Raw genomic sequence first — 15540 nt, forward strand, 5'->3', positions numbered from 1 at the left:
ATTGATCGTAACCTCTTTTAACTTTTGCTCACCAACTCCAGTAGCTATTCTTTTAACGAATATGCTTCATTTATAAGTTGAGGTATCTCTTAGTCCCTTTTTAGTGTTTCTAATAAAAATTCATTGATGTCGCTGAAACCAAACCATGACACAGCAGAGTATCTAAGAACAATGACTTAGCTAAATCATATACCCATACATTGACATAAAATAAACCCATAGTCTGACAAATAAGAAATCCAAAAATAACTCAAGTGATAAGTGTAATTTTACTACGAATATCCATATAAACCTTTGCAAACTTACAATGGGATAGAAGCGTGCTACGAAGTTCTAGTTACTCTGACATCTCGGATAACCTCATCTACTCCAAATCACATAAATTGCCTACAAACTGATGACCAGTTTCACTCATTCACTACACCCAGTTCCTTTTTCTTCACTGAAAACTTTAAGCACAACCGTAAAATTCAGCCTTATAGTTTAAAAATTACATAACAAGTGTTTTGTAAAAAAATTTTTTGTATTAGAATTGTGCAAATGGCGACCACTGTCTAAAGATTTCGACAGGCAGACTTCGCAACTTCTATACATTGATCGGGGGACTCAATGAGCATTTTAGAAAATTTCATAAGGTTACTTTTCTCGTTTTTGGAGCTATTTTTACTTCCAGTTTACTTAAGCAAGATTCACGTGTACCACTTTTGAGAAGATGCCTGTATCTACACACTCAATTAGAGTGCAGCAGTGATTATCTGAATTCTGAGCTATTATGAAAATCAATACAAATGTTGACATCGGCAATAAATTGAGAATTGCTAGATTAAGCAAAGGATTATCATTGGATAACCTTGCAGAAAAAATAGGTTTAAGTAAAGCATTACTTTGGGAAATTGAAAATAGAAGTGTTGAAAATTTGGATATACAAATACTTAATGTCATTATTAAAGAGTTAAGTATAACCTACGACAGCGCCTTTGAGAACTATATTAAAGATACTAGTATTTTAAATGATTACAGTTTGCTAGAGCCAGAACAAAAACAAATAGTCAGAGAGTTAATTAAGAATCTAACGCAGAATAATTAAAATACAAACTCCCAATGAAATAGTAATGTATAAAGGCAGTTTACAAACTTAATCAATAAATAGAACTTTGATAATTAAAAATTCTACTATATGATACACATTTTTTGTATCAAAGTGCTGTATTCGAGATTTTTAAACATTATCTTGAAGCAATAATGCTAAAATCTGCCTATGTTATATATTGAGTATAAAATTATATATCTTCCATTATTTACAAGTATAAATTAATTTAAATAGTTAAGATATAGTTATAACGCACCTTCGAATTACTAGTCACTTAACTACTTTGAGCTTGTAGAATCAGAATTATTATAAGTAAAGTTATGCACTTCTTACTTGATAGCAAGACTTATTATGTCACTATCACTTGAATCGTTACTGCCTGGCTAGCAACTCAATTAACCACCACTCTGACACACTTATGCTCAGAGCACATCCCTCGTGCATTCAAAAGCGGCAGATAGATGATCTCTTCTAGATTCTTCATCTTCACTGAAAATCTTAAGCATAAAAAATTGGTTCCCTCTTAGATATTCACATTTTTCATAACAAGTGTTTTGTTAAATGTTTTTTTGTATTAGAATTGCTCAAATGACGAGCTATGCCTATAAGTTTAGACAGGTAGGCTTCGTTACTTCTGCACTTCAATCGGAGGACTCAATGAGCATTTTTGAAAAAAATCATAAGGTTACTTTTCTCATTTTCGGAGCAGTTTTACTTCTAGTTGGGTGTGAGCAATCCCAAATAGATACCAAAGAGACAGTTTCAAGGCCTGTTAAACTCTTGCAAGTGGAGCAGACCCCTAGTACATCAACGTATCGATATCCAGGTAGCGTGTCATCGGTTAAAGAAGCCGTTTTGGCTTTCGAAGTACCTGGTAAAGTAATTAAATTGCATGTAAAAGAAGGTGATTTTGTCAAACAAGACACAGTATTAGCTGAAATTGATGATCGTGATTATCAAGCACAACTTGACAGTGCAAAGTCTGATTTAATTGTTGCTAAGTCTGATTTTCAAAGGTATGAAAAGGCGTTAAAAGCAGATGCTGTTACCCCTCAAGCATTCCAGCAAGCGAAAAGAAATCTTGAAGTTGCACAAGCTGCCTTTAATCAAGCAGATAAAGCTTTAACAGAAACCAAACTAATAGCTCCATTTGCAGGACGCGTAGTTACAAGAGAAATAAACCTCTTTGCAACAGTACATGCTAAGCAACCTATTATGCAGTTGCATAGCGAATCTGCGTATGAAATGGTTGTAAGCGTTCCAGAATCGGATTGGGCGCAAGGAGAAAGAGTCAACTCCGCGGCTGACATAAAGCTTGATAATCAGTTATTTGTTACCCTAACAGCATTTCCCGATAAAAGGTTCGAGGGCAAAATAACTGAATTCTCCGGCCAAGCAGACGCCGCAACCAGAACTTATAAAGTAAAAGTAGCTTTTTCAGTACCAGACAAAACGCCTATCAGCTCAGGCATGACAGGGCATGCTATTTATTTGTCATCTAATGAGTCAACAAACATTCTTTCAATCCCATTAGATGCAATTGTGGGAAATAGTGATAATTCGGCATTTGTATGGCTATATGACCCCATAAATGGACAAGTTACCAAAAAAAGTATAACCATCGGAAATATCACTGAGCAAACTGTCAACGTTCTTTCCGGTTTAAAAGTTGGTGATGTGATTGCTGTATCCGGTGTTCATAGCCTTTATGACGGCTATCCTGTTTATCCAATGAAGGATTAAATTATGAGTATTGCATCAGTTGCTATCAATAATAGGATAGTTACGCTTGTTTTGACTGTAGTTATGCTTATTGCTGGCTTATACATTTTTAATGGGATGAGCCGATTAGAAGATCCCGAATTCACGATAAAAGATGCATTAATAATTACTCCCTACAATGGAGCTTCAGCATTAGAAGTTGAGCAAGAAGTAACTGAGTTGCTCGAAAAAACTGTTCAACAATTGGGTGAGCTAGATAAGGTAACATCAAAATCCGAACGAGGCTTATCAACTATTACAGTAACAATAAAAGAACAATATAATAAGGAAACTTTGCCACAAGTATGGAATAAGCTAAGGCAAAAAATAGATGATGTAAAATACTATTTACCACCAGGTGCTGGTCCATCTTTAGTGATCGATGATTATGGTGATGTCTATAGCATTTTTATGGTAGTTAGCGGCGATGGATACAGTTTTAAGGAATTAAAAACATACGTAAACGATCTGCAGCAACAATTACTTTTAGTAAATGGCGTAGGGAAAATAACAACTTTCGGCGAAAAGAGCGAAGCAATTTATATTGAGTTTAATCGCTCTCGCATGGCTCAGTTAGGTATATCACCAGAAATAGTAGCCGCTCAATTGAACGGTAAGGGGGTGGTAGTTGATGCTGGCAGAGCACATGTCGGAAGTTCTAGCATCGCCGTTTCCACAACAGGTGGTTTCACAAAAGTTAGCGATTTCGAAAAGTTACTTATTACTCACGATACAAAACAGTTTTACCTAAGCGACATAGCTAAAGTTAGCAGAGGCTATGTTTCCCCAAGTACACAGTTAATTAACTTTGATGGTAAGGCCGGAATCGGCTTGGGAATATCAACAGTATCAGGTGGAAATACTGTTGATATGGGTGAAGCTGTTTTAGCAAAACTATCTGAATTAGAAAGCCAACGACCTGCAGGAATAGAGTTTGGCTATGTTTCATTACAATCTGAAGGTGTTAAAGAGGCCATTTCCGGTTTTACATCAAGCTTAGCTGAAGCTGTTATTATTGTTATAGTGGTTTTACTTTTCTTTATGGGTTTGAGAAGTGGCCTTCTTATAGGATTTGTATTAATTTTAACCATCGCAGGATCGTTCATATTCCTTGCCCCCATGGGAGTAGCATTAGAACGCATTTCTCTTGGCGCATTAATTATTGCACTGGGTATGTTAGTTGATAATGCGATTGTTGTGGTCGATGGCATTTTGATAAGAATGCAAAAAGGCGAAAGTGCAGAAAGTGCGGCACCTAGAGTTGTAAATCAATCAGCTTGGCCTTTACTAGGAGCGACATTAATTGCAATCCTAGCTTTTGCAGCTATTGGCACCTCAAATGATGCTACTGGTGAGTATTGTCGCTCATTATTCCAGGTTGTAATGGTATCTCTGTTATTGAGCTGGGTAACAGCAGTAACTATTACCCCACTTCTATGTGTAATGTACTTAAAAGCGCCTAAAAGTACTGATAAGACCTCACCATATCAAGGAACATTTTATACAAAATACAGAGGCTTATTAGCATCTAGTATCCGACATAGATACTTAAGTTCAGCATCAATTATTGGCATTTTTGCTCTGTCATTATGGGGGTTCTCGTTTGTTCAGCAGAACTTTTTCCCCAGCTCAACTAGGGCACAATTTATGGTTGATTTCTGGTTGCCACAAGGAACACACATAGAAGAAACCCAGAAACATGCTGAATCAGTTGAAAATTACTTAGGAAATCTAGCAAATGTTGAGCACGTTACTACAACCATTGGTGAAGGTGCATTGCGATTTCTACTTACCTACCAGCCTCAGCAATCCAATAGCAGCTATGCGCAATTTTTAGTAGATGTAGACGATTACACGGTAATCAAAACACTAATACCTAAAATTGAAGTCGAGCTTTTACAAAAGTATCCTGATGCTCTTGTTTATGCCTCACCTTTTGAGTTAGGGACTGGTACAGCTGGTAAAATCCAAGCAAGGATCAGTGGACCTGATACGGATATTCTAAGAGAAACATCTGATAAAGTTCTTGAAGTATTCTCTAAAGAAAGCAATACCAAAGGAGTCAGAACTGACTGGCGAAACAAACAGCTTTACATAGAGGCTGTTCTTGCTGAAGAACAAGCAAATATAAATGGAATTAATAGAGGAATGGTTGCAGAAGCCATTAAGGAATCATTTGAAGGAGTAACTACCGGAGTATATAGAGAAAATGATTTACTACTGCCAATTATTATACGAGCTAATGAAAATGAACGTTCAGATATTACAAATATAGAGAATGTGCAAATTTGGAGTCCCAATGCACAAAAAATGATCCCCCTAAGACAAGTTGTTCAAAGTTTTGAAACAAAGTTTGAAGATGGTTTAATTCTTAGAAGAAATAGGGAACGAACTATCACAATTTTTGCTGATCCGGTTACCGGCACAGCTTCAGAATTGTTGCCGACATTAAAACCACAAGTAGAAGCTATTAAAATACCACCAGGATACACTTTGGAATGGGGGGGAGAATATGAAGACTCAAGTAAAGCGGAGAAGGGACTAGCCTCGAGTATCCCGATATTCATCTTATCGATGATATTAATAACTATAGTAATCTTTAACTCGTTAAAACAAACATTAGTTATTTGGTTATGTGTACCTCTGGCTTTAATCGGTGTAACAGCAGGTATGCTAGCAACTAATCAACCATTTGGATTTATGGCATTACTAGGATTTTTAAGCCTCATTGGCATGCTTATAAAGAATGCTATTGTTCTTGTTGATGAAATTAATCTAGAACAAAGTCAAGGTAAATCACTTATAAACTCCATATTAGATTCCGGAGTAAGCAGGCTACGTCCAGTTGCGATGGCGGCTCTTACTACTGCATTAGGTATGATTCCGCTTATTTTTGATGCATTTTTTGTTTCAATGGCAGTTACCATAATTTCTGGTTTAATGTTTGCTACCGCTCTAACAATGATCGTATTACCAATAGTATATGCACTAATATTTAAAGCTGAAAATCCTTAGCACAACACTTGCCGTGTGACATTAGTCACACGGCAAGTTGTGGACTAATGAGGCTAAGTATACCTTTTTTAAATTGAGCAATTTTTTCTATCGACAACCTTTCTGGATAAATAGATTGCATTATCATCATGCCATCTCCCATAGCACTTAACTGTTCGGCTAGTATTTCTGCAGGGATGTCATTTCTAATTTGTTTTGACTTTTGTCCACTCTCTATAAAATGTTTTAGTTGGGAAATGAAAATGTCATACCTTTTTTGGGCATAATCAATAAAAGTTTTATCTTCGGCAGCATAGAATTGCACTTGTAAAAAAGCTTTCCATATTTCACCACCATCACTATAAGTCCAGTTAATCCACTCCTCTACAGCCTGTTTTATATCAATTTCAGTATTTTTAGCTAATAAAAGCGAAAACCTATTAAATAATTCATCCGAAACTCCTTTCATTAACTCACTTTTATTAGAAAAATAGTAAGTAATAGCACCTGTAGTTACCTGCGCTTTACTTGCAAGGTTACGCATCGACAATCCTGCATAACCATCAGTGACAAGCAAATTAATCGCTGTACAAAGCAACTCATTTCTTTTTTCATCATGATCACCAACTGGACGTCCACGCGAAGATTTAGTTATTTTTTTTGTATTCATACTTATCCATCAAAATAGAGTTTTTATTACAATATTAATTTCGCGAGTTACATTTCTCAACGACACTCTTTTACGTTAAGCTACAGCACACTCAAAAAAGCAAGCTGAATTTCAGCAGGGGCTGATCATACTCGATCATTTTTCACACGTTATCTTTAAAAACAAAGAGATAAAAAAAGACTTGATTGATCTCGCCAGTGTGATCAAATAACCCTCTTTTTTCTTTGGCTCCCGACTTACTATGGTAATCCCCCCTAAAAATAGTAGATTGGCTAAATTTGCCCAACGCGCCGAAAATGTAAAGTTAGCTTTATAACTAAGCTCTTGAGCTAAATTAAGCCACTGTTTTTTTGTTTTTAATGTGGAATTTATCTGGTTACGCTCATTAACACTGAATTTAAGTCGTTACAGCTTACCGGATCATAGTTAATCTGATTTTGGTCCTTTGACTTTCAACGACCTGAACGGTATCCTTACCTAACTCTATATTGTGTTTCTGTATATAGCTAAAAATCAAAATTTTACTCATTTTACCTGTTGTAAGGATAATTTCTGTAATGAGCTTTAAGCCGCATTAGTTTAACCCCCTTCATTTTGGATCGCTCAGATCCGTTCGTAGTATCTACCCTTCGGTAGCTTTTGTTGTACCTCCATAAATCTAATATTGATTCGTCACGTTGACGAAAAAGCTCTTGTCTTTGCACATCTGTGTATATGGCTAGCGTTAGCTTTTGTTATTGATTTAATTTTAATCAGAGTGAGTAACATGATTCAAACCATGAAAAAAGAGTGGTTCTCCAATATACGCGGAGATCTGTTAGCCGGTATTGTGGTAGCGCTGGCGTTAATCCCTGAGGCAATTGCCTTTTCTATTATTGCAGGTGTCGATCCTAAGGTCGGCCTATATGCTTCATTCTGTATCGCTGTGGTTATTGCCTTTACTGGTGGCCGTCCTGGCATGATCTCTGCCGCAACAGGCGCGATGGCACTGTTAATGGTGACCTTAGTAAAGGAACATGGCCTTGAGTATTTACTCGCGGCGACCTTATTAACCGGTGTGCTGCAAATTGCTGCGGGTTACTTAAAACTCGGTAGCTTGATGCGTTTCGTCTCCCGCTCTGTGGTGACGGGTTTTGTGAATGCACTGGCGATTCTGATCTTTATGGCCCAGTTGCCCGAACTGACCAATGTGACTTGGCACGTATATGCGATGACGGTAGCTGGCCTCGGTATCATTTACCTATTCCCACTCATCCCTGTGATTGGTAAATCCGTACCTTCGCCTCTCGTGTGTATTGTCGGATTAACGCTTTTTGCGGTTTATATGGGGTTAGATATTCGTACTGTCGGCGACATGGGACAACTGCCTGATACTTTACCTATTTTCCTCTGGCCTGAAGTGCCCTTGACCCTTGAAACTCTGATGATCATCTTCCCTTACTCGGCCGGCCTTGCCGTGGTGGGCTTGCTGGAATCTATGATGACCGCCACCATAGTTGATGACTTAACCGATACCCAAAGCGATAAGAATCGCGAGTGTAAGGGCCAAGGTATTGCCAATATCGGCGCGGGTTTAATGGGCGGTATGGCTGGTTGCGCTATGATTGGTCAGTCGATCATCAACGTTAAATCGGGTGGTCGCGGACGTTTATCATCCTTCGCTGCAGGCGTTTTTTTACTTGTGATGGTGGTGTTTTTAGGAGAGTGGTTAAAGCTTATTCCTATGGCGGCACTGGTTGCCGTGATGATCATGGTGGCTATCGGTACATTCTCTTGGGATTCAATCCGTAATCTTAAGCATCATCCTATGTCAACCAACCTTGTGATGGTGGCGACGGTTGTGGTCGTGGTCGCTACCCATAACTTAGCAATTGGGGTATTTGTAGGTGTATTACTCGCGTCCCTATTTTTTGCTAATAAAGTGGGACGTTTTATGGTGGTTAAGAGTACAACGACTGCTGCTGACACTGGTCGCCATTATCAGGTTATTGGACAAGTCTTTTTTGCTTCATCAGATAAGTTCAGTAATTCATTCGATTTTAGGGAAGTGGTTGATAAAGTGACTATCGACTTATCTCAAGCACATTTTTGGGATATTACCGCGGTATCGGCCCTCGACAAGGTAGTGATTAAATTCCGCCGCGAGGGGACTGAGGTTGAGTTGATTGGCCTTAACGAAGCCAGTGCCACCATAGTCGATAAATTTGGGGTACACGATAAGCCAGAAGAAGTTGAAAAAATGATGTCTGGTCACTAAGCCATTAGCAACACAACAACAAAGGAATAAAACGATGACAAATGTGATTGCTTGTATTGACGGTTCAAATGTGACATCCGCTGTATGTGATGCCAGTGGCTGGGCCGCCTTTCAACTGAATGCCCCTGTAATCCTATTACATGTATTGGATAAGTCAGCCTATCCGATAGAGTCAGATCTGTCGGGAAATATTGGCCTAGGTACACGGGAGCACTTGCTCAATGAAATGGTTGAGCTCGAAGCGCGCCGGGGCAAGCTGGCACTCGAGCAGGGTAAGTATATGTTGCAAGATGCGCAAACGCGCATCGTGGAGGCACAACCTGCAGTCGTGGTTAAAACCTTGCAGCGTCACGGCGATTTAGTCGAAACCCTGTTAGAGCAAGAATCCCATGCCAGATTGGTGGTGATGGGGCGTCAAGGGGAGCAACATCAAGATCAAGCGCAGGCGATTGGCAGCCATCTAGAAAACGTCATTCGCACAGTTAAGCAGCCTATTTTAGTGGTGATGACAGAGTTTGAAGCACCGAAACGATTTATGATTGCCTACGATGGCAGCATTACTGCGAAAAAAGCCCTTAATCAAGTGCTAACAAGTCCACTCTTAAAAGGGCTTGAATGTCATTTGGTGATGGTGTCTGATGCTCAATCACAGGCGACAGCAGAACTGGCGTTGGTGACCGAATCTCTGATGGCGGCGAATTTCAATGTGGTTACCGCTGTTTGTCAGGGAGAAGTTCAAACGGCTCTTGAGATCTATCAACTTGAGCATCACATCGATCTTATGGTGATGGGGGCCTACGGCCATTCGCGGATAAGAGAGTTTTTTGTGGGAAGCAATACCACAAAGATGATCAGTAAAAGCCATATCCCATTATTATTATTGCGCTAACAGCTATTGATATTGCACTAATCAGTATCCAAGACGCTGGTTAGTGCATAGTAATAGAGATAGGTTCTGACGCTTAAGTTTGGAGGTGAAATGAACGAGCAGCTAAAGCAACAACTGCATTTACAGTTACAGCAAATGCTGGAAAGTTTGTTAGCGCAGATTGCAGCACAAACGAGTGATGTGCAAGTTGTCGAACTTGACCAATCACGACTCGGACGTCTTTCACGTATAGATGCATTGCAAGGACAGCAAATGGAATTAGAAACTGCGAGACGCAAGCAGCATCAGTTACAAGTTATTGAAGGTGCATTATTGCGCATAAATAGCGATGAATATGGCAGCTGTTTTGTCTGTGGTGAAGATATCGATTTGAATCGGCTTATGTTTGATCCTACCGTGACTCGCTGCATTAACTGTTCGTAGAAATATTAATGTTAGGCTAAGGCTCTTTAGATAAGGAAAATTTATCATACCTATTGATGTTACGTTAATACAGTAAGGCTAATTTTAAACGTCAATACATACAATAGTCAGTATCAATCACGTTTTATATTTTCCATAATCTCGCAGCTCTTTAACATCTATCGAGTAGGGGGAAACAATTGATTGCTTAACTGAATTTATTGCCCGATAAATAGAAGCTTCTCCAAGGTGATACTCCTTGGCAAGCTGACCAATAGTGGCCCCCTCAGCTCTTTTATCATAAATTGCTTGTTTTAAGGTGTCCGTAAGTTTTACAGGCCTACCAAATTTAACTCCATTTTCATGTGCTTTTGCGATACCTTCAGCTTGCCTCTCTGTCCGCAAGTCATTTTCAAACTCAGCAATAGCAGCCAACATATTGAACATGAGTCTCCCAGTCGAAGTGCTCGTATCAATGTTCTGATCGATAACGAGCAAATCAATACCTTCACTTTGAAAACGCGAAGCAATCTGGGCTAAGTGGACGACTGAGCGAGCAAGACGATCGAGTCGGGTTACCACTAGGGTATCCCCTTCACGTAAATAACTCATGCAAGATTGAAATTCAGACCGTTCAGCCGTCCTCCCACTGCGTTTTTCTTGATATATCTTATTGCACTCAGCTCGATGTAACTTGCCCAGTTGCACTTCTAAGCTTTGACCCGTGGAACTCACTCGAGCATAACCAACTTTGGACATAAATCACCATATCTCTTTAAAGGTTTTGATAATGCACTTATGATAGTAGTTTTGATAGGTAATAACCAGAGCTATCAAATAGTATACATTTTGATAGGGTGCATTTTTGACTTTTATCGCCCAACTGGTGTAAATTGAGCGAATCGAACGATTCGTTTAAAGGTGATAAATGAACACTCTTTCAGCCAATGAAGCAAAAATTCACTTTGGAGATTTGTTGCTCAAAGCTCAACAAGCTCCAATCCAAATTAATAAAAATGGCAAGCCTGTGGCCGTTGTTATTTCAGCTGATGCATACCAAAGTATCGAGACACTAAAATTACATTTGCTTCAATCCAAAGCGGTGAAAGCCATAACTGACATCAAAATGGGCAATTTGGTTGATGGTAATACCTTTTTTGATGAGCTGGCCGCAGGGCAGTATGACTAATGCCGGTAACTTATCATTTAACGCCCGATGCACAATCTGATCTGATAGGTATTCACCGCTTTACGTTAGCCCAATGGGGAACGACTCAGTCGAAGACCTATTTATCAGGACTTAGACAAACGATTCAACTGCTGGCTGAAACACCCACCCTTGGGAAAAATAGACCCGAGGTACGCATGAATGTGTTTAGCTTCCCTTATTCAAGTCATGTCATCTATTACATCCAACATGAGCATCAATTCGTTGTATTTGGGATCTTACATAAAAGTATGGTTCCACTTGCACATCTCGCGGAGCGGGAAATTATTTGATGTAGTGAAATAGGGAGGGCACCATGAAAAATGATGTTCGGCGGCTATCTATTTTGTCAACTGATGAAATAGATGAACTGTTTGGATTACCTCATTTCTCAGATGATGATCGTCGATTATATTTTGACTTAAGTGCTAAAGAGCGCGAGCTATTCGACAATACCCGAACGTTTTCTGTGGCAGCCCATTTAGTATTGCAACTGGGCTATTTCAAAGCCAAACGGCAGTTTTTCAGTTATGAACAAGAATCGTCAGTACTAAATGACTTGGATTACATTGCCGCGCTGTACTTTCCCACCAAAACGCTTTCAAGACTGAAAAGTCCCTCAAGACCGATTAGGGCTGAACAACAACGAGCAATTCTTGATTTATTCCAGTATAAACAATGTGATAATGAGGTAAAAGTTGATTTGGAAGATAAAGCACAGCGGGTTGCGATGTTATCGACACAACCTATCTTTATCTTTCGTGAATTAACCCAATACTTAGCATTACACCGTATTGTCATGCCCAGTTATCGGTATATGCAAGAGATGATTGGTAGAGTGGTGGCTTATGAACGCACCCGTATTGCTCGATTACTTAGCACTTGCATGACTTCACTTATCGATCAGCAATTAGCGGCTTTGCTTCGGGCTGAGTCAGGAGTATTTCGCGTCAGCGCATTAAAACATGAAGCTAAAGATTTCAGTTATAAAGAATTGCGACATGAAGTCGCACGGCGGCAGTTTTTCCAGCCTCTACATGAGTTTGCCAAGCAGTTCCTCATAACAGCGGGGATCTCCAATGAAAGCGGCAAGTATTATGCTTCTATGGTTAAGTTTTATACCACTTATAAACTTCAACGCATGAAAAAAGAGACTGCTCAGTTATATCTGCTGTTTTTTGCTTTTCATCGGTTTCAGCAAATTAATGACAACTTAATTGAAGCATTGCTCCATTGGGTCGATCAATACGAGAAACAGGCCAAGCGTGCCGCTGAAGAAGCAATGAATAATGCGGTTACCAATGCAGCGAAAAATTTACAGGCTGCGGGTCATGTATTGAGCCTGTTTACGGATGACACCATCACCGATGACACACCTTTTTCCATTATTAAAGAAAAAGCCTATGCATTGCTTGAACAAGAGAGATTCCCATTAGTTGCTGATTACTTACGCAATATTGCTTTCGACAAAACGGCATTTGAATGGTCACATTACACAAAATTATCCGCCACATTCAAACGTAACTTAAGGCAACTTTTTACTGATCTGGATTTTGCCGGACGTGTAGAAGACTCTCCTTTGCTTGAAGCTATCGCGTTTTTACAAAACTTATTGCGCACAGAAAAATCACCAAGGCAAACTGACCCTAATTCATTTCCGACTGAGATTATTCCTAAAGGTTTACGCCGATATTTGTTTAGTAAAGAGGGCAAAACATTTAAAACGCTTGATGTAGATCGCTATGAGTTTTTGGTCTATCGCCTACTACGCAACTCACTGGAAGCGGGTGATGTGTACGTTAAACATAGTAATGAATTTCGCCGCTTTGAAGATGACTTAATAAGCGATCTTAGATGGCAGGATAAAGAACGAGTATTGCAAGATATTGGTGCACCCATTTTATTGGCCCCTATCCAAGATACTCTGGCTGTATTTCATACTATGCTAGCAGCACGTTATAGTGCGATTAACCAACATATTTCTGATGGGGTCAACAAACATATTAAAGTAATTGGGGCTGCCGAAAAGCGTCGTTGGAAGCTGCTTTATCCGAGCAGTGATGAATCCGTTAATAGCGATTTTTACAGCCAGTTACCAGGAATTGGTATTGCGGATCTACTGTGGTTTGTTGCGGGTAATACTGGATTTTTAAATGCATTTACCCATGTATTAGATCGTTATGTAAAGCATGAAGCTGATCCCCGTGAAATTTTCGCCTGTATTGTTGCGATGGGAACAAACATGGGGTTAGCAAAAATGGCTGAGGTTTCAGGCCTTAGCTCAGCATCAATGGCGGGGACATCAAGAAATTATCTACGCTTGGAGACATTACGAGCGGCTAATGATGCGATTAGTAATGCGACCAGCCAGCTACCCGCATTTCATCTCTATGATATTCAGGACACACTTCATTCAAGTAGCGATGGTCAGCGGATAGAAACGCAAATTAACACCCTTAACGCTCGATATTCTCCCAAGTATTTTGGTTTACAGAAAGGTGTCAGCGCCTACACGTTGGTTGCAAATCATGTTCCTATAAATGCAAAGATTATTGGGACTCACGAACATGAAAGCCATTACGTTTTCGATTTATTGCATAACAATACCTCTGATATAAAGCCAGAACGGCATTCCACTGACACCCATGGCACCAATCAGGTTAATTTTTGGATTTTGCATGCATTTGGATATCATTTTGCACCTCGTTATCGTGATTTGCATAAGAAAATGGATACGTTAGTCGGCTCACAACATCCCAATGAGTGTGGTGACTGGCTAATAAAGCCTGCCCGAAAAACCAACGATGAATTGATTGAACGTGAATGGCCCAATATTCAACGGATCATGGCATCGCTAGCTCAAAAAGATGTTACTCAAGCCACGATTGTTCGCAAACTCTCGAGCTATTCGCGTCAGAATCAGACCAAGAAAGCATTATGGGAGTTGGAAAACATATGCCGAACGCTATACATTCTCGACTTTGTCGACGATGTTGGCTTACGTCAATGTGTACAAAAAGCATTAAATCGTGGCGAAGCCTATCATCGTCTTAGACGAGCAGTTGCATTTGTTAACGGTGGAAAATTCAGAGTAAAAACAGAAGAGGAGCAGCAAATATGGAATGAATGCTCTCGGCTCATCACCAACGCGGTCATTTACTACAACACAGTGCTGCTATCTCGTGTCTATGAACAGAAGCAAACAGTAGGAGATCAAAATGCACTGGCTCAGCTTCACAGTATTTCGCCCGTTGCATGGCAGCACATCAATATGTATGGCAATTTTGAGTTTAGTCCATCAACCTCAAAAATAGATATCGATGCATTGGTTGCTCGATATGCTGAACCAGAATATTGGAAGCAAGCGCTGATTGAGAACGAGAATTCAAGTGAGTGATTTTAGAATTTAAAGCTAACTTTACATTTTTGGCGCGTTGGGCAAATTTAGCCAGATTTCAAAAGTAGAATTTTCTCGTAATATATACGCAGGGAGATTCTGCATGAAAACATCAAAATTTAGCGACAGCCAAATCCTAGCAATCCTTAAACAAGCCGAAGCTGGCACCCCAGTTCCGGGGCTTTGCCGTGAGCATGGCATGAGCTCTGCGACCTTCTACAAATGGCGCGCCAAATTCGGTGGAATGGACGCTTCTATGATGGCGCGATTGAAGGAGTTAGAGGCTGAGAATTCACGACTCAAAAAAATGTATGCCGAAGAGCGACTCAAAGCTGAAATACTCAAAGAGGCCATCGAAAAAAAGTGGTAAAGCCGTCGCGGCGGCGGGAGCTGGCGCAAAAGGCGGTGCAAGATAAAGCCATTTCGATCGCATTTGCGTGTGCCTTGTTTGGACTCAGTGAGAGCTGTTATCGCTATCAGGCAAAACTCAGTGATGAAAACGCTGCAATAGCCGACTGGTTACAGCAACTGACATCAACCCATCGGAGTTGGGGGTTTGGGCTATGTTATTACTTTTTACGTAACGTGAAACGCTACCGATGGAACCATAAGCGGGTGTATAGGATTTACCGAGAATTGGAGCTAAATCTACGAATTAAGCCGAAGAAACGCTTGAAGCGTGATAAACCGGACGCATTGGCGGTGCCAGAGGCAATCAATGAATGTTGGTCCATGGACTTTATGCACCCCCTGTGTCAGGATAGTTGTCGCCTCTAACTTTTAATAGAGGCAATAAAATGAGTCGTCGATTTACACAAGAATTTAAAGTTCAAGCTGTTGAAAAAGCATTATCTCAATGTGATGATGTTCGCC

General features: G+C 39.9%; 11 protein-coding genes and 1 pseudogene. 10 read left to right on the forward strand and 2 right to left on the reverse strand.

Annotated features, from left to right (window positions below; all coding sequences use genetic code 11):
• The first annotated feature begins 772 nt into the window (after positions 1-772).
• From AC19MV_RS22110 to AC19MV_RS22120, 3 genes are all read left to right on the forward strand, one after another.
• On the forward strand, positions 773-1087 hold the full coding sequence (locus AC19MV_RS22110; RefSeq protein ID WP_041412840.1) for a helix-turn-helix domain-containing protein: 315 nt from the start codon (positions 773-775) through the stop codon (positions 1085-1087).
• Between the two features lie 660 nt (positions 1088-1747).
• On the forward strand, positions 1748-2833 hold the full coding sequence (locus tag AC19MV_RS22115; RefSeq protein ID WP_432339141.1) for an efflux RND transporter periplasmic adaptor subunit: 1086 nt from the start codon (positions 1748-1750) through the stop codon (positions 2831-2833).
• A 3-nt stretch (positions 2834-2836) separates the two neighbouring features.
• Complete coding sequence (locus AC19MV_RS22120) at positions 2837-5866, forward strand: efflux RND transporter permease subunit (protein ID WP_432339140.1); 3030 nt, start codon at positions 2837-2839, stop codon at positions 5864-5866.
• Positions 5867-5891: 25 nt separating this feature from the next.
• On the opposite strand, the gene AC19MV_RS22125 is transcribed toward AC19MV_RS22120, so the two are convergent.
• The gene (locus AC19MV_RS22125; protein ID WP_011718584.1) at positions 5892-6515 is read right to left on the reverse strand and encodes a TetR/AcrR family transcriptional regulator; all 624 of its coding nucleotides are present in this window, start codon (positions 6513-6515) and stop codon (positions 5892-5894) included.
• Positions 6516-7281: 766 nt separating this feature from the next.
• On the opposite strand from AC19MV_RS22125, the gene AC19MV_RS22130 reads away from it, so the two are divergent.
• The 3 genes from AC19MV_RS22130 (at position 7282) to AC19MV_RS22140 (ending at position 10084) form a co-directional block, all read left to right on the forward strand.
• Positions 7282-8772, forward strand: coding sequence for a SulP family inorganic anion transporter (locus AC19MV_RS22130; protein WP_011787801.1), 1491 nt, complete (start codon positions 7282-7284; stop codon positions 8770-8772).
• Positions 8773-8806: 34 nt separating this feature from the next.
• Positions 8807-9661: a universal stress protein gene (locus tag AC19MV_RS22135; protein WP_011787802.1), complete on the forward strand. Its 855-nt coding sequence runs from the start codon at positions 8807-8809 to the stop codon at positions 9659-9661.
• A gap of 90 nt (positions 9662-9751) precedes the next feature.
• Entirely contained in the window at positions 9752-10084 is a 333-nt protein-coding gene (locus tag AC19MV_RS22140; protein WP_011787803.1) for a TraR/DksA family transcriptional regulator, read from the forward strand.
• A gap of 117 nt (positions 10085-10201) precedes the next feature.
• Here the strand turns inward: AC19MV_RS22140 and AC19MV_RS22145 are convergent, their stop codons facing one another.
• On the reverse strand, positions 10202-10822 hold the full coding sequence (locus tag AC19MV_RS22145; RefSeq protein ID WP_011787804.1) for a recombinase family protein: 621 nt from the start codon (positions 10820-10822) through the stop codon (positions 10202-10204).
• Positions 10823-10991: 169 nt separating this feature from the next.
• On the opposite strand from AC19MV_RS22145, the gene AC19MV_RS22150 reads away from it, so the two are divergent.
• The 4 genes and pseudogenes from AC19MV_RS22150 to AC19MV_RS22165 form a co-directional block, all read left to right on the forward strand.
• A complete protein-coding gene (locus tag AC19MV_RS22150; protein WP_011787805.1) occupies positions 10992-11252 on the forward strand; it encodes a type II toxin-antitoxin system Phd/YefM family antitoxin in 261 nt (86 codons plus the stop codon).
• On the forward strand, positions 11252-11563 hold the full coding sequence (locus AC19MV_RS22155) for a type II toxin-antitoxin system RelE/ParE family toxin (RefSeq protein WP_011918375.1): 312 nt from the start codon (positions 11252-11254) through the stop codon (positions 11561-11563). The genes AC19MV_RS22150 and AC19MV_RS22155 overlap by 1 nt, the downstream gene beginning before the upstream one ends.
• 23 nt (positions 11564-11586) lie before the next feature.
• On the forward strand, positions 11587-14667 hold the full coding sequence (locus tag AC19MV_RS22160) for a Tn3 family transposase (protein ID WP_011787830.1): 3081 nt from the start codon (positions 11587-11589) through the stop codon (positions 14665-14667).
• Between the two features lie 103 nt (positions 14668-14770).
• Positions 14771-15429 (forward strand): annotated as a pseudogene (locus AC19MV_RS22165) (transposase); the annotation flags it as partial.
• Positions 15430-15540: the final 111 nt, after the last annotated feature.

Source organism: Shewanella sp. MF05913 (genome assembly GCF_059758095.1).